Here is a 15994-nt window from a genome sequence, read left to right as displayed (position 1 = left end):
GCTCGTTGTCTAAGGGGGCAAGAGTGGCGACTAGGGTATTGAAGGACAGTACCTCACAACTGAAAAAGTCAAAGAGATCGCCTCGGTTAAATAAGTTTCGGCGTTTTCGTCGCCTATTCGCTTCCATCACCTATTGCGCAGCCCTGAGAAGCTGCGCAACTAGGCTAAAGATCGCTGTTTGAGCCGCCGTTATCAACCGCTTCATCTACCTCGGCATCCCGAGAAATGAATGCCTGTTTCATTTTTCACCAGCGAACAAAATAGATCAGGAATTATTCAGTTGCCATATATGTAATTTCAACATGCTGATGCATATGCATTTTTACTAACAAAAATCCGCAATACCGAGTTTGACACGAGACTTGCGTTTATTGGATCACAAGTGCCAGCCGATGCCATCAGGATTGACCTGCCTTAAAGTCAGCTACCCGCAAATCCAACAAAAATTTCAGGAGACAAACATGATTTATGCAGCCCCTGGCACCGCTGGTGCCAAGATCGTCTACAAGGCCCAGTACAATAACTTCATCGGCGGCAAGTGGGTTGCCCCGACCAAGGGTGAATATTTCGACGTGATCACCCCGACGACCGGCAAGGTTTACACCAAGGCCGCTCGCTCCACAGCCGAAGACGTCGAACTGGCGCTCGACGCCGCTCACGCTGCGGCCGATGCATGGGGCAAGACCGGCCCAGCCGAGCGCGCCAACCTGCTGCTCAAGATCGCCGACCGTCTCGAAGCGAACCTAGAGATCTTGGCTTACGCCGAAACAGTCGATAACGGCAAGGCCATCCGCGAAAACCTGGCCGCCGACATCCCGCTCACCGTTGACCACTTCCGTTACTTCGCCGGCTGTCTGCGCGCTCAGGAAGGCTCTCTCTCCGATATCGACGAAAACACCGTTGCTTACCACTACCAGGAGCCGCTCGGCGTCGTTGCCCAAATCATCCCCTGGAACTTCCCGATTCTGATGGCGGCCTGGAAGCTGGCCCCGGCCATCGGCGCCGGCAACTGCGTGGTGCTTAAACCGGCTGAATCGACCCCGATCTCCATCCTGATTCTGGCCGAACTTATCGCCGACTTGCTGCCGCCGGGCGTCCTCAACATCGTCAATGGTTTCGGCCGCGAAGCCGGCATGCCGCTCGCTACCAGCAAGCGCATCGCCAAGATCGCCTTCACCGGCTCGACCTCCACCGGCCGCGTTATCGCCCAGGCTGCCGCCAACAATCTGATTCCGGCAACACTGGAACTGGGCGGCAAGTCGCCGAACATCTTCTTCGCCGACGTCATGGACAAGGATGATGGCTTCCTCGACAAGGCTATCGAAGGCATGGTGCTATTCGCCTTCAACCAGGGCGAAGTCTGTACCTGCCCGAGCCGTGCGCTGATCCAGGAATCGATCTACGACAAGTTCATGGAGCGCGTGCTGAAGCGTGTCGCCGCCATCAAGCAGGGCAACCCGCTTGACACCGACTGCATGATGGGCGCCCAGGCGTCCCAAGAGCAGATGACCAAGATCATGTCCTATCTCGACGTGGGTAAGCAGGAAGGCGCTGAATGCCTGATCGGGGGCGCTCGCGCTGTCCTCGAAGGCAACCTGGCCGGCGGTTACTACATCCAGCCGACCCTGTTCAAGGGCCACAACAAGATGCGAATCTTCCAGGAAGAAATCTTCGGGCCGGTTTTGGCCGTGACCACCTTCAAGGATGAAGCTGAAGCCCTGGCCATCGCCAACGACACTCTGTACGGCCTCGGTGCCGGCGTCTGGAGCCGCAACGGCAACGTCGCCTACAGAATGGGGCGTGCCATCAAGGCCGGTCGCGTCTGGACCAACTGCTACCACGCTTACCCGGCACACGCGGCGTTCGGCGGCTACAAGGAATCCGGCATTGGCCGCGAAAACCACAAGGTCATGTTGGACCACTATCAACAGACGAAGAACCTGCTGGTGTCCTACAGCGAAAGTAAGCTGGGCTTCTTCTAAACCGGGCGTCTCCTGGCCGTATAGATTTGCGGGCAACTCTTGGTGGCGGGCAACCGCCACCTTTTTTAGGAGAAAAACATGGTCGACCGTGTCATTTGTACGCCGGCAACGCTTGAGCTCATTGCGCTCCTGAAACAGAAATACGGCCCGGAGCTCATGTTTCACCAGTCCGGCGGCTGTTGCGACAACAGCGCTGCCAACTGCTATCTGGCCACCGACCTCACCATTGGCCCCTACGACGTCCATCTCGGCGACATCGGCGGCGTGCCCTTCTACATCAGCGCCTCGCAATACGAGTACTGGAAGCACACGCAACTGATCATCGACGTCATCGACGGATCGGGCGGCACCTTTTCGCTCGAAGGCAATACTGGAAAGGCTTTCCACACCCGTTCGCGGCTGTTTACCGATGCCGAATGGGCCGAACTGCAGGCGGCCAGCAGCTGCTTGGGTAAATTTTCCACCGGTTGAACATCTTAACGCTGGCAAGCTCGCGAACCTTGTTGCGATAGGTGCGCAACTCCCACCAGCGGCCTCAATGTCATAGCCGACCTTATGCAATTCGCCCAACAGCTTTTCGCATGGCGTTTCGTCGCCGCGAATATCTCGCAGGTCATGCAGGGTTACATCAAGCCAGGCCCGGTCGCTATTACGGATGGTCATCATGCTTGCGCGTCGGGCTACCAAGGTTCCGATGGGGTAGCTCAGATTCGGCTGGTGCTTTGGTTCCTGGCCAAGCCATTCGCCTAGCTCAGGTCGTGATGACCACACTGGTGTGCTCGTATAGCTTGGACAGCAGGTGAAATAACAGGACACCACCGCTCTGGCTGAAGGGCAAATACCTCAGCTCTTCGAGTATCACCAGGTCTGTTCGTAGCAGCCCTTGAGCGATTCGACCAGCCTTATTCTTGTATTTTTCGTGCTCCAGCAAATTGACCGGATCCACCGTGGAGTAGAAGCCGTTTGTAATGCGTCGTGATCTCGGATACGGCCAAGGCGATGGCCAGGGGTGTTTTGCCTAGGCCCGCCGATGAACACGACATTCTGCGCGGTATAGGTGAACTCCAGCACGACAGCGTTGGCCGAGCCAGGTATTCAGTTCTTCGAGGGTGTGGAGCATGCAGTTTTGAGCGTCAAGCCAGATGCGCCGTCGGCTGTTCCGGACGTTCTTTTCAATGATGCCTTTTTCCCAGCCGGAGGCCACATTGCAGAAGTCTGGGTCGAACAGGTAGTGAGCGCACATCACGGCAAACCGGGCATTAACTGTCCGGCCCTTACCCTTATTGACCTTGTCGACAGCCGTCTTCATGATGCCTTGGCTGGGATATGCAACCAACCAAAATTCGCGACCTGGATCCGTCGGAACAGACCGCCGATCAGCAGGCCTTCTTCGCTCCAGTTGAACTGAAAGGCACTCGAACGTCAGCGGTACAAAGGTCCGTAAGGATTTGCCATGCTCACCGCGCCACGAACGTATGAAGGCGGTGAGCTGGATATAGTCGCCGTCGTAACCCTCGGCCTTGATCTGCTCGAAGAATGCTTTGGCGCTCCTGCGATTGTGCTTTGCCCGAAACGAATCGGCCTTGAGCGCCAGCTCCAGCGAATACGGTGTCCGAATCCTTTTTGTTGGGAAGAGGCGAAGTTTTTCGCAACCGCTGCCTCCCCGGCAGAGCCGGGAGGTTCCTTGATGGCTAGAGTTTACGAATGCCGCGCTGCGTCGCGGCCCAGCTCAGCGCGATTGGCGACCGTAAGCCGCGTTAGTTGCCGCAGCTCACCTGGGTACACGATTTTTGGCAACGATCAAGATCGCCTTTGTCGATAATTAGCGCGAGCGCGTTCTGATGTCAGAAGCTCCACGTCAAGCCTGCACCTAGTTGCCAAGCTTTCGCTTCCACGTTGCTTGCGCCGATCTGCTCGCTCCTGTTCAGGGCGAGTCCCAAGTGACTGTCTACGCGCAGATTCTTGTTGATCTCATAGCCAGCACCCAGTGTTACTTGATCAAGCCAGATCACTGCCGCGTCAACAGCCTGGAGGTATTGGACAATCGGTGGGCTAAGAGGAACCGAAACTCCATTCAGGCCGAAGGAGTCGTTCCCCGCAATGCTACTGCCCACATCCTTCTTGATAGGGCTATTGACGTGGCTATAACCGATACGCCACTTGGCAGCGCCGGTAGTCAGTTCGGCGCCCGTAGCAATCACAGTCTGGCTCTTGTAGATATCCTTGTAAAATTCAGCGCTGCTCCAGTCTTTGTAGAGAACATCGAGGGCAATCAAGAGCCTGCCACCCATCAAAGCCCGATTTGCGATACCAATAGCAAATTCCTGCGGTTGCTCGATAGTGGTATCACTGAACTTGCTGGGGCCGTTGTTGAACAGGTTCTGGTACCTCATAGACATGGGGCTGCGATAGTAGGCGCCAACGGTGGTGGCACCAAGGTCATAGTTTATGCCCAGCGTTGCACGCACACCGAAAGCATGAACACTGGAAGTGTCGGAATTCAGCGGCATCTGTGCGTAGCCTTGAGCCAAGGTGATCGCCACCCCGCCGGATAGAGCGTCACTGAAACGGTGGCCGTATCCAACGTTGGCGCCGAAAACAAGCATCTCAGCATTCGGATCCAGGCTGGCTGAAGTGCAGAAAACGCCGCCCCCCGCAGAGCACCCGCCGGGATGTGGTCCGCCGGCACCCTTGAAGTCGGACCCAACCCCGGACACTACGGTAAGACCAAAGCCCAATACGTCGTCCTCGCCCAGCGGCTGGGTGACCGCAATCGCCGGTGCGACATAAGGCGAGGCCTTGGAATCATCTGCCCAAGCGGCACCGGTCACTGATCCGTCGTGTTCGACATTAAGGCTCGGGTCAAAGTATGTAGCCCCGAGCGAAAAGCGGGTTGCGTCGTTAAACTGGGTCAAAGCCGCTGGATTGCCATAAAGAGCCGCCGCAGGCTCCAGTGGGCGAGCGACGCCCACCCCGGCCATTCCACCGGAAGCGGGCAACATCGTCAGATTGAAATCCGTTCCGTAATTCGCGGCCTGAGCGGTTGCGCTCACTATTGCACCCATTGCCAGCGCTATGAAAGGTTGTTTCATCGTTGGTTTCCTTTATTGTTATTAATAAACCATCTGATACTTCCCCCGTATTTGTGACCGACTACTCCGGTCCGACAAATACAGATCCAGCACCGCACACATTTTTCAACGCATCAGGGTTACGCATCAGGCGAGCAAGGCATCGATTCGGCCTGTGCACCCTGAAATCTATATAAGCTGTTTGCTTGTTGTAACTCGGACGATGGCCGGCAAGAGACGTGTGTCTTACGGACCGAGCAGAGGTTTCGTCTGGGAGATACTGGAGAAACTACTAAGGAAACGCTGATTCATTCCCAGTCCATTTTGTGCCGAGAATGGAAACAGGCGAGCCTGGGTGAAAGAACCGAATCTTTAAATATGCAGCGCAGGCTTTTAGAGGCTGGAATATGCGTAATAGAAGACACTGACCCAGGGCTGTCGCAGCTGAAAATATAATTCTGAAAAAATCCGTCTTTCGGTTTAGCGAGACAAATGATCAGCGTTCCCTAGTAGATTTACCAGCTAATGCCGGGGTTCCCACTGATTCCTCATACCCGCGGACTCTGACAATATTCAGCCTCGTCACTTAACTATGGATGCGTATACGACATGAGCGATGAAACTAGAGAGAAGTCCCTGCGGTGGGCCCTGCTGGTTTTTGGCCTGTTTCTCCTGATTGGTCTGTATCCCTTGATGAACTGGTTCTGGATCGATGGATGGACATGGGAGCCGAGGCAGGTCAAATATGAACAGATGATTCAAGGGGTCTACGCTACTCTGGGAATATTTATGCTAATCGCTTCCCGCCGACCAAGCGAGCACCGCAGTCTGATCCAGTTCGCGATCTGGTCCAGCATCGTGCATGCCGGAATCATGGCGATGCAGGCCGGGGTTGATACTCACGAGCACGCCAACCTTCTGGGTGATGTACCCGCCCTGTTCATCATGGCGGGCGTGCTTTGGTTTTTGTTGCCCCGTGCCAGGCTGGTCAAGGCGGCCGTTTGAAGCCGGTTTCATCTTCATGACAAGCCTGAGAGACTGAGCCCAGAACCAGTGCGACACCGTTTGGCACAAGTGACCTTTCGGGTGATGGTCAATTTCTTTCTACAACATCCCAACGACGCAAACTATGTTTCTTGAATCCATGAGCCAAAGTGAAGTCGGGATCGACCGAGTGAGCGCGCGATGTTGACATTGATAGTCGGCGGATTAGTGTTTGTCGCGATGACCGGCATTGCTTTGTACTTGGCAAAGCGGCTAGGCGATGCCGAAAGCCGGTTGGGAGCCGAGGGATCCGCGCGTGTTCTGGCGGAGCGCGCGCTCTCGGATTTAGAGCAACGCCTGCAAACTATTTTTGAATCGCAACTGGAGTGCGTAAAACTCCACGACGCCGATGGCACTGTCCTGACCATGAATAGGGCAGGGATAGCGTGCCTAGGTGCCAATTGTGCCGCGCAGGTGGTGGGCACCTCTGTTTATAGCTTTATCTCCGCGGAATATCACGAGCGATACAAAGCCCTCTCTGCAGCTGTCTTTGAGGGGCGATCCGAGTCGATGGAGTTTCGAGTCTTGTGTGCGATGGGTCAGCACCGTTTGTTCGAGACGAATGTCGTGCCAATGCGCGAGTCGGGCGGCACAATCGTCGCGGCGCTCGCGCTGACCCGCGACATCACCGACCGGCGCAACGCTGAAGAGCGGGCACAGCGCCACCTCTCCGACCTGGCCAGGGTCGCCCGAATCACATCCATGGGAGAGATGGCGTCGGGTCTTGCGCATGAGCTGAATCAACCCCTCGCCGCCATCGTGAACCACGCGTCGGCGTGTCTTCGCCGACTTCGAACTGCGCCGGACAAGATTGAAAACGTGGTCGAGTCACTGGAAGCAATTAACGAACAAGGCCAGCGGGCGGGGCAGATCATTCGCACTGTCAGGGAGCTGGTTAGCCGAACGGAACCAACTAAAACGCTGGTGGATATCAACGAGATCGTACGCATGATGGTGATGCTTATAACACCCGAGGCCACGCGACACGACGTCAGGATTGCGATGAAGCTCGCGCCGGATACTGGGTCCATCTACGCAAGTAAGATTGAGTTGGAGCAGGTCGTCTTCAATCTGATTCGAAATGCGGTCGAATCAATGGGAGATCCTGGCGCTGCCGCACAGGCGTTCGTCAGTGTGTCAACGATGCGCGGCCAAGACGGAGGAATCGAGGTGGCGGTGCAGGATTGCGGATGCGGTATTGATGCGGATGATATCGACAAGGTGTTCGATCCCTTCTTTACGACGAAAATTGACGGCATCGGCATGGGTCTCTCGATCAGTCGATCGGTCATCGAAGCGCACGGTGGTCGCATTTCGGTTCATCCCAACGCAGACAAGGGCGTCAAGTTCGCATTCACAGTTCCTCCTGCCCTGGAGCGGAGTGAGTACCGCCACCTTTCCTGATGGCATTGGCGGCCCCCCTGTGTGCCAAGCCCTGCTACTCACCCCAAGTTTTCCGTTTACCGCTACGCAATGCTGAGGAGCCGCCTGCTCAAGTGCGTGCGGGCCGATAGGAGTGTGCGGGGCTCTTCACCGAGCAGGGCCGCTGCGCCCGCAGAGGATGCGCACAGTCCACGTCTCCTAGGGGTTGTAGCCTTCACTCCCACCCGCAACGCCCTCGGCGCCGCTTCACCGGGGGACCTTTTGAGTACCGAACTCGATCCGCTTCAGCGGGATCGCGAGGCGCGCCTGCGCTACTCGATCATCGGCCCCTTGCTCCCCGCACCGGCGGCCCCCGAAGAGCTATCTGGCTGCTCGACTTCCATCACGCCGTGCGCAAGGTCCTGACGCGCAGCGGCGCCTGGGTCGAGCCGATGCTGCGTGGTGACCGCTCACGTCTGCTGTGCCACCTGCAGGAGTATCTAGAGGAGACCGCCGAAAGACTCGTTCATGGCCTCACGCAGGCGTTCATGAAGCGCGGCCTGCCGCTCTCCCTCTCGTGCGCGGGATGCCGGGCGCAGGTGGTCAACTGCGGCCTGCGACAGTGGCAAGATCTACCGCATCGGCGACTGTACCCCGATGGCGCGGCGTGGCTCGCTCCTGGTCCAACGAGTGACATGTGTGTCCGGACTCGGTATTGCCCTAGGTTCAGCCTCGGGAGGCGCCTAGGCGCGCCGCTGAGTCAGCCTAGTTGTTCCGCATGTGATCGAAGGCTGACACTTTTCGTGCTTCTTGAACGTCAGTCGCATGTTCAGGATCAGCTCCGAAAATGACCTATCGAGGATCCCATGACAACTTCAACAATAAGCAAAAAAATTCATGAGATGGTTACCCACCTCCAGAAAAACTCCGCCGCTCCGGCGCCCGCGATGTTCAAGGCGCAGGTGCGGCTAGACGGCGGCACGCAATGCAGCGCGTACGTTCGCAAGTTCCCCGCCTTGCTCATCGATGAGCCGCCAGATATGGGAGGCAACGACGCTGGAATGAATCCCGTCGAATTGCTACTGACTTCCCTGGGAGCATGCCAAGGGATTTTGTACTCGCTTTATGCACACATGACAGGGATCAAACTCGATTCGGTCATCGTGGATCTCAAGGGGCAGCTCGATGTCCGGGGAGTGTTTGGCGTAGATCCCTCGGTTCCGCCTGGCTACCAGACAATTAAGTTCGAAACGCGCATCACGAGTCAGGAGGACCCCGCGACCATCGCGGAATTCGTACGCATGGTTGAAGCGCGCTGCCCAACGCTCGACACACTGAAGCGGCCGGTGAATGTCACCGGCAAAGTGTTCTTGAACGGTGAGGCGCTCATGCCGCTTTAGCCGATCAGTCCTTTTAGCCAGGTTGTCGCCTCGAAAATAAAACCACTGAGTGGCGTAACTCACTATCGGCAGCGCTCGCTACGAACTCAAGCAAAGGAGAGACACCATGACAAGACAGACAAAATGGATGGAACTTTGCTCACCCATCGAGATGAGAGGAATAACGTTCAAGAACCGGATGATGCGCTCGGGCATGTATGAGGGAATGGCGACGGAACGGGGTGAGGTGACGCCCGAACTGGAGTCCTGGATTGCACGGCAGGCCGCTGGCGGTGCTGGTTGTATCTTCCCCGGCTACACCAACGTTTGCCTGCCCCGCTGCATGCCATTCCAGACCGGCTCATACGACGATAGCCACATTCCCGGTCTGAAAAAGCTGGCGGATACAATCCATTCGTATGGTGCGGTGGCGGGTCTGCAACTGGCGGCCGCCGGACGGCAGGCGAATCCCAACCTGTTCTTCTCAGGCGCAGAGGCAGTGATGGGCCCGTCGGCGATGGGGCCGAGTCCGATGTACCAGGCTGCATGTCGGGAGATGACCGAGGCTGAGATCTGGAAGGCGGTCGAAGACCAGGCGGCGGCTGCCGTAAGAGCGAAGAAGGCCGGATTCGATATCGTGCTGCCCAACGCCGCCCACGGTTACATGCTGGCGCAGTTCCTTTCTCCACATACCAACAAGCGAACCGACGCGTGGGGAGGTACGCCCGAGAAGAGGTTCAAGTTCTTTGAAGAGACCTTCCGGGCTGTAAGGGAGGCAGTCGGGCCAGAGATGCTGGTCTGGACCAAAATTTCCGTCGATGAACCCTGGAGCGATGGAATCAACCTGGACGAAGCGAAGATATTCATCCCGGAAGTGGCCAAACTCGTCGACGCCATTGAGATCAGCGGCGGCACGATCGTTGACAACGTTTTCATGATGACACGGGGAGAAATTCCGATCGGAACCTTGAAGAAGGGTGTCGGCGGAATTGTCGAGGGGATCACTTCTGAACTCATCAATGGCCTGTATGGAATCAGGGACTCAGTCAAGTTCGAAGAAACATATTGGTATAACCATGCAGTCGCCCTTAAGCCGCTCTGTGGCGATACCCCGCTGATTCTCACGGGCGGTCACAAGTATCCGGCGACCATGAATCAGATCATCAAAGAAGGGACCGCGGATATGTTGTCTTTAGCGAGGGTCCTTGCTGCGGAACCTGACTTCCCTAATGACGTTCTCGATGGAAGAGAGGATCCGGGGAAGTGTTCCAACTGCAACAAGTGTCTGGTTGAAGTTGTTCTGGGGAACAAGCTGAGATGTTACCTGGCGGACGACGGATACAGTTACACCTGACATTTGAGACTTGCTGTCAATCATCGCGTCCAGTGAATGCGGGGACTGACCTTGCCCCGGAAGAACGTCACCCTCTGTTGAGCATTTCAATAAAAGTAAGGAGGACGGAAATGACAAAGACAGTGCGGGTGGCGGCTACAAGCGCTCCGGCATTGGCCGCGAAACCCACAAGATCGCCTTAGCTAACTACCAGCAGACCAAGTGCGTGCTAGAGAGCTATAGCGCCAACAAATTGGGTTTTGTTGAAAACCGGGTACCGGCAGATCAAATAGTGGCCTGCTGTGCCTTTCATCCTTTACCCCCCCCCGCGTTGGGTCGGTTAAGTGCAACGCTCCCAGCCTTCGTAAGGAGGCTGCAACGAACATTGGGGCTAGTCCGCGATGTTTGGGCATCAGCAGAGGCTGACCTTGCGCATTTTCTTGTGTTATCCAAAAAGGAAAACGTTATGCCGCTCGTGACGATTAAAGGTATTGAGGGTGTGTTCACCGCCGAGGAAAAGCAGAAGGCAATTCGCGCTGTCCACGACGCCATGGTGTCAGTCGAAGGCAAGAATATGGAAGGTGTGACCTGGGTGATCTTCGAGGAGGTGAAGAGCGGCGACTGGTCCATCGGTGGGCATTGCCTTACCGCTGCCGACGTGAAGAAGCTCCAGGCTGGCGATTGACCTCCGCGTAGCGACCGGCTGTCCTGATGGGTGGTCGGAGCTTTCAAAGGGGCTTTCGGGCCCCTTACTCCGCGTCGCGGCATAACGGCGCGCGGCCATGGGCGTCGGCTCCATCCGGCAACAGCGCTACATGGTTGGTTTCGATTCAACGTTGACAACTGCCAGAGAGATCGCAATGACCGCAGAACAAATTGACGCCTTTGACCAAATGCATGCCCGCTCTATCGCAGATCCAGACCGGTTCTGGGGCGAAGCTGCTCAGGGCATCAGCTGGTACAAACCCTGGAGCAAGGTGCTGGACGACAGCACGGCTCCGTTCTATCGCTGGTTCGTAGGCTCTGAACTCAACACGTGCTACAACGCAGTGGACCGGCACGTCGAGGCGGGCTGTGGTGACCAGGCTGCCATCATCTACGACAGCCCGCTCACCGGGACTGTCCAGACCATCACCTACAGCGAGCTTCAGGCGTCCGTTGCCCGTTTCGCAGGAGCGTTGCGTTTGCGTGGCGTGGCCAAGGGCGATCGGGTACTCGTCTACATGCCCATGATCCCGCAGACCGTCATTGCCATGCTGGCCTGTGCGAGGCTGGGGGCTGTTCATTCTGTGGTGTTCGGAGGCTTTGCGCCCAACGAGCTCGCGACTCGTATCGATGACGCCAAGCCGAAGGTCATCGTTTCTGCCTCATGCGGAATCGAGCCAAACCGCATCGTCAGGTACAAACCGATGCTCGATTGCGCCATCGAGCAGGCCAAGCACAAGCCGGACAGCGTTATCGTTTACCAGCGCTCGCAGGAGCGCGCATCGCTTGTCGAGGACCGGGATGTCGATTGGGAGCAGGCCGTGGCCAGCGCGCAGCCCGCGGCCTGCGTACCGGTAAAGGGGACCGATCCACTATACATCCTCTACACATCCGGAACGACCGGGGAGCCCAAGGGCGTGGTTCGGGACAACGCCGGCCACGCGGTCGCTCTTCGTTGGACCATGGAGCATTTCTACGATGTGCAACCCGGCGAAGTCTTCTGGGCGGCTTCGGATGTCGGATGGGTCGTGGGTCACTCCTACATCGTGTACGGGCCGTTGCTCGCCGGCTGCACCACTGTCGTGTTCGAAGGTAAACCAGTAGGAACTCCCGACGCCGGTACATTCTGGAGGATCGTCGAACAGCACAAAGTGACGACCTTATTTACCGCGCCGACGGCCTTCCGTGCCATCAAACGCGAGGATCCTCAGGGCCAGCATATCGGCAAGTACGACCTGTCTCATCTCAGGGCGCTGTTCCTGGCTGGGGAGCGTTCAGATCCGGACACCCTGCAGTGGGCAGAACAGAAACTGCAGGTTCCGGTCATCGACCATTGGTGGCAAACGGAAACAGGTTGGGTCGTCGCGGGCAACCCCCTCGGCACGCATCTGTTTCCCGTCAAGTACGGCTCGGCCACGCGTCCGATGCCGGGCTGGGATGTCCAGGTGCTCGACAGCGAGCAGGATGTGGTGGCCCGAGGCAAGATCGGTGTCCTGTGCATTAAGCTGCCGCTGCCCCCAGGTGCGCTGGTTACACTGTGGAACGCGGATCTACGCTTCCAGAACTCCTATTTGCGTGCTTATCCGGGGTACTACGAGAGCGGGGATGCGGGGTTCATTGATGAGGAGGGCTACGTTCATGTAATGACCAGGACCGACGACATCATCAATGTCGCCGGCCACCGACTATCGACAGGGGCGATCGAAGAAGTATTGGCCAGTCATTGCGATGTCGCCGAGTGTGCAGTGATTGGAGTCGCCGACCAGATTAAGGGGCAAGTGCCGCTGGGGCTGTTATGCCTGAAGGCCGGCGTCAATCGCTCGCACGAGGAAATCATCAAGGAAATTGTGCAGCTCGTTCGCGAAAACATCGGCCCGGTTGCTGATTTTAAGCGTGCGGTAGTGGTCAATCGGCTACCTAAGACGCGCTCGGGAAAGATCCTGCGCGGGACCATGCAGAAGATCGCCGACGGTCAGGAATGGAAAATGCCCGCCACAATCGACGATCCGGGCTCACTGCCGGAGATCGGCGCTGCGCTGCGAACTGCAGGGTACGCGCTGAATACCACTTTCGTGACGTCCTCTGAATAGCGGTGCACCAAGTGGGATCCGTTTCGGCGGCGCGACCTGATTCCGTAGACTGTAAGGATTGGCGGCAGAGTGTTTTGGCAACCGGCGGCTTGGGCCGCCGCGCTTTTACTTCTCGCGGCGCCGACTCTCTCGGCCGGAGGCTTGCTCCCGGGCAGGAGTGACAGCGAACGACCTCAGCAATGTCAGAACAGAAAGCCATGTCTGCGACACTCCGCCAGCGCCGGGTGGCGCGGCGGCGATGTTTCGAAACCGGCTCGGAATGCTTTGTACCGTCAGGACGGACGGGCAGCGTCTTGCGCAGAAAGCACCATATGGATCAGTTCCGCGGTGGTATGAACATTCGTCTTGAGCAGGACATTGGCGCGATGAAACTCGATGGTCTTGCACGATAGATTAAAGATATTGGCTATCATCTTGCTGGACTTGCCAGCGACTATCAGATCCATGACCTCGCGCTCGCGCGTCGTCAGGGCCTCCAGACGCTCACGCACTGACTCACGCCCAACTGCCGAATGGCGCCTTTCCTGCTCTAGCGTAAGCGCGAGATGCACCTGATCGAGCAGATCCTGATCGTGGAAAGGTTTTTCCAGGAAATCCAAAGCGCCCGCCTTAACCGCTCGCACGGCCATAGGCACATCCCCGTGCCCCGTGATGAAGATCACGGGTATCGTTATTTTTCTCGCCTTGAGGTATTCCTGAAGCTGCAGGCCACTCATACCAGGCATACGCACATCGAGAACCAGACAGCCCTGTTTGGAGCAATCGTCATCATCGATAAACGCCTGCGCGCTAGGATAAGTTTTTACCGGAAGATCGACGGACATGAGCAGTGCGCGCAGGGATTCGGCCACTGCTTGATCATCGTCCACAACAAAAACGGTCCCCGAACTGCCCATTTAGTTAACCTCTCTTATTGTATTGGGAGCGTCAAACGGAATATTGCAACGCAAAGCGCATTTGAATCCAGCAAGAACCGGCCATGATGCACTTGCACGATTGAGTGACTGATGGACAGCCCCGGCCCGTGCCGTCAGTTCTGGCGGTGAAAAAAGATCGAAAATCTGCGCTCGGACAATAACCGAAAAGCTAGCACTGAATCTCGTACGGTCACCTCCACATCGATCGAGCTCTCCACCAGATTTGGCAGAATCTGTTCGATCTCGATCTTTTCAGCTTGAACCGACGGAAGTTCTGCAGCAAGTCGTGGGCGCACGGTCAACTTGGCGCTGTCCCGCCTTCGGTTCGAGGAAGTTCAGAACTGTAATCACCACTCGGTCGACTGGTCCCACTTTGAACTCTCCCTTGGCTACCAACTCGCGGATCTGTCGAATGATCTGTCCGCCACGCTTGCCCTCTCCGACTATCCTCTCGAATTTCTCGAGTACTTCGACACGCATCGGCACTTGGCTTGATGCGCAGGATACTAGCGCTGGCGAAGTTGGCAATCGTCATGAGCGGTTGGTTTCGTTCATTGCGATGTTCGTCGCCATCTCACCCATGGTGCACACACGTGACACGTGGGCAACTCAGCCAAATGCCGGTGCGACTGTTCTTCCGGCAGTCTGCGCTCGCTGAAATTCCGCGTCAATCCGACCACGGAGGTATATTTTCACGTACGACGCGCAGCGAAACCATATGCTTTCGAGCGCGTGTACGCTGCTTTTGAGGCTGATCATGCGCGACGCCATCGACGCCGTTTGCCCAGAAACGCCTGTTCCTTTAGTCGTCAATACGGCTTCCAGAATTCGGGCGCGATGTAGCGATACACCGGTTGACACCCAATCACCTTCTTGGGGACTCCGCTACCAGTGTTTACAGATGCCGGATTCATCTGCCGCGGTAGAAACATAGAATGACTGTTTTTGACCGATTCTGTTGAAAAAGTCGGATTTTCAGCTGGCTCGAACCCAGGCAGGATCACCATCGGAGAACCCTACTCACCACATTGAGTGGTTTCTCGGCCCTTCGGTGACCTTTGCTGCTCGGTTATTGGGTTTGGTTGAGGTTTTTTGTTTAGTGCAGACGCACCTATCCCGTGACCGGTGGCCCTTGAGAGGTAAATTTGGCCAGCCGTCGTAGGGTCTGAACCGCACAGCGGCCAGCGTAAACTCATCGGTCGCGCCACTCATGCCACGTAGCCGCAGGCGATCCAATTTCACGATGCGCTTGGGGGGGCAAACATCATTTCGACCTTTTTACGCTCGTGGCGGGAGCGCACGTACGCAGGTGTTGCTACCATTCGCCGAGCCACATCGCGCGCGGCTTCATAGACGCTGCGAGCGATCTTGCGGAACGCAGTATTCGCGCAGCACTTGGCTTTCATCGGGCAGGCAACGCAGTCGGTCTGCCAGGATCGGAAGATGATGGTGTTGGCTTTGGTGACGTGCGAACGCTCGTTTTTGAAGGCTCGCCATTCGCTACGTAACGCATTGCCGGCCGGACAGCGGTATTCCTCAGCCTCTTCATTCCAGTGGAAATCGTTGCTCGAAAAACTGTCGTTCTTGCGCTCGGTTTTGTCCCACACCGGCACATGCGGCTCGATGTCCTATTCCTCTACCATCCAGGCCAGCAACGGTGCGGTTCCATACCTGCAGCACCACGGCAGTGTCCATGATGTCCTGCGTGGTGGCCTCCAGTGGACGCAACGACCGGCTTCACCACAGATTATCGACAGTTGTTGCACCAGCGGCAGAATCGGGTAATCGACATTTTCAGCCACGTACTGATGAGCGCCATATCGAGTGAGGCGGAAGTCGCTAGGGCAGCGATTTGCTCGGCGGCCTCGCTTGATATCACGTCGTAGCGTGCCTCGGCCTGGGCAAGGGCCACTTCCACTTCAATTTAGCGTTCGATCAGGGCTTTGTCGGAAAAAGCGCCGCGCATCTCGGTAATGCCGAACATGTCGCGAAAGAGGGCGGAGCCGAAGAGCGGTCATGATCTCTACTTTCGTTCCGGAGCTTCATGCAGAAGCTGCTTCTAAACCGGCTCTTAAGGGCTGGAGGTGCAGGCAAGAGACGTTTCGAAAATT

At 56.8% G+C, this 15994-nt stretch carries 10 protein-coding genes and 6 pseudogenes; 10 read left to right on the top strand and 6 right to left on the bottom strand.

The window, feature by feature from the left end; all coding sequences use genetic code 11:
- Positions 1 to 461 precede the first annotated feature (461 nt).
- The gene (gene exaC, locus KH389_RS17245; RefSeq protein ID WP_213605879.1) at positions 462 to 1982 is read left to right on the top strand and encodes an acetaldehyde dehydrogenase ExaC; all 1521 of its coding nucleotides are present in this window, start codon (positions 462 to 464) and stop codon (positions 1980 to 1982) included.
- A 78-nt stretch (positions 1983 to 2060) separates the two neighbouring features.
- Complete coding sequence (locus KH389_RS17240) at positions 2061 to 2453, top strand: DUF779 domain-containing protein (RefSeq protein ID WP_213605878.1); 393 nt, start codon at positions 2061 to 2063, stop codon at positions 2451 to 2453.
- A 283-nt stretch (positions 2454 to 2736) separates the two neighbouring features.
- Here the strand turns inward: KH389_RS17240 and KH389_RS17235 are convergent.
- The 3 genes and pseudogenes from KH389_RS17235 to KH389_RS17225 form a co-directional block, all read right to left on the bottom strand.
- Positions 2737 to 3050, bottom strand: a pseudogene (locus KH389_RS17235) (ATP-binding protein); the annotation flags it as partial.
- A pseudogene (locus KH389_RS17230) lies at positions 3049 to 3585 on the bottom strand (IS21 family transposase); the annotation flags it as partial. The pseudogenes KH389_RS17235 and KH389_RS17230, both read right to left, overlap by 2 nt.
- A 241-nt stretch (positions 3586 to 3826) precedes the next feature.
- Positions 3827 to 5074, bottom strand: coding sequence for an OmpP1/FadL family transporter (locus tag KH389_RS17225; protein ID WP_213605877.1), 1248 nt, complete (start codon positions 5072 to 5074; stop codon positions 3827 to 3829).
- Positions 5075 to 5662: 588 nt separating this feature from the next.
- Here KH389_RS17225 and KH389_RS17220 point away from each other — a divergent pair.
- The 8 genes and pseudogenes from KH389_RS17220 (at position 5663) to KH389_RS17190 (ending at position 12966) form a co-directional block, all read left to right on the top strand.
- Positions 5663 to 6058 carry a DUF6632 domain-containing protein gene (locus KH389_RS17220; protein WP_213605876.1) on the top strand — a complete coding sequence of 132 codons (396 nt, stop codon included), beginning with the start codon at positions 5663 to 5665 and terminating at the stop codon, positions 6056 to 6058.
- A 180-nt stretch (positions 6059 to 6238) separates the two neighbouring features.
- On the top strand, positions 6239 to 7501 hold the full coding sequence (locus tag KH389_RS17215; RefSeq protein WP_213605875.1) for a PAS domain-containing sensor histidine kinase: 1263 nt from the start codon (positions 6239 to 6241) through the stop codon (positions 7499 to 7501).
- A 338-nt stretch (positions 7502 to 7839) separates the two neighbouring features.
- Positions 7840 to 8034: pseudogene (locus KH389_RS17210) on the top strand (IS481 family transposase); the annotation flags it as partial.
- A gap of 291 nt (positions 8035 to 8325) precedes the next feature.
- Positions 8326 to 8859 (top strand): OsmC family protein, encoded by a 534-nt coding sequence (locus tag KH389_RS17205; protein WP_213605874.1) that lies wholly within the window; start codon positions 8326 to 8328, stop codon positions 8857 to 8859.
- 106 nt (positions 8860 to 8965) lie between these two features.
- On the top strand, positions 8966 to 10192 hold the full coding sequence (locus KH389_RS17200; protein WP_213605873.1) for an NADH:flavin oxidoreductase: 1227 nt from the start codon (positions 8966 to 8968) through the stop codon (positions 10190 to 10192).
- 121 nt (positions 10193 to 10313) lie between these two features.
- A pseudogene (locus tag KH389_RS27830) lies at positions 10314 to 10433 on the top strand (hypothetical protein); the annotation flags it as partial.
- A 204-nt stretch (positions 10434 to 10637) separates the two neighbouring features.
- Positions 10638 to 10856, top strand: coding sequence for a tautomerase family protein (locus tag KH389_RS17195; RefSeq protein WP_213605872.1), 219 nt, complete (start codon positions 10638 to 10640; stop codon positions 10854 to 10856).
- A 175-nt stretch (positions 10857 to 11031) separates the two neighbouring features.
- A complete protein-coding gene (locus KH389_RS17190; protein ID WP_213607540.1) occupies positions 11032 to 12966 on the top strand; it encodes a propionyl-CoA synthetase in 1935 nt (644 codons plus the stop codon).
- 272 nt (positions 12967 to 13238) lie between these two features.
- Here the strand turns inward: KH389_RS17190 and KH389_RS17185 are convergent, their stop codons facing one another.
- The 3 genes and pseudogenes from KH389_RS17185 to KH389_RS27380 form a co-directional block, all read right to left on the bottom strand.
- On the bottom strand, positions 13239 to 13862 hold the full coding sequence (locus tag KH389_RS17185; RefSeq protein WP_213605871.1) for a response regulator transcription factor: 624 nt from the start codon (positions 13860 to 13862) through the stop codon (positions 13239 to 13241).
- A gap of 1132 nt (positions 13863 to 14994) precedes the next feature.
- A pseudogene (locus tag KH389_RS17180) lies at positions 14995 to 15553 on the bottom strand (transposase); the annotation flags it as partial.
- A pseudogene (locus KH389_RS27380) lies at positions 15552 to 15867 on the bottom strand (3-carboxy-cis,cis-muconate cycloisomerase); the annotation flags it as partial. The pseudogenes KH389_RS27380 and KH389_RS17180, both read right to left, overlap by 2 nt.
- Positions 15868 to 15994: the final 127 nt, after the last annotated feature.

It is taken from the genome of Pseudomonas qingdaonensis (assembly GCF_018398475.1).
Taxonomy (GTDB): Bacteria; Pseudomonadota; Gammaproteobacteria; order Pseudomonadales; family Pseudomonadaceae; genus Aquipseudomonas; species Aquipseudomonas palmensis.
Note: the sequence above shows the minus strand (reverse complement) of the source record. Positions and strands in the feature narration are given on the sequence as shown.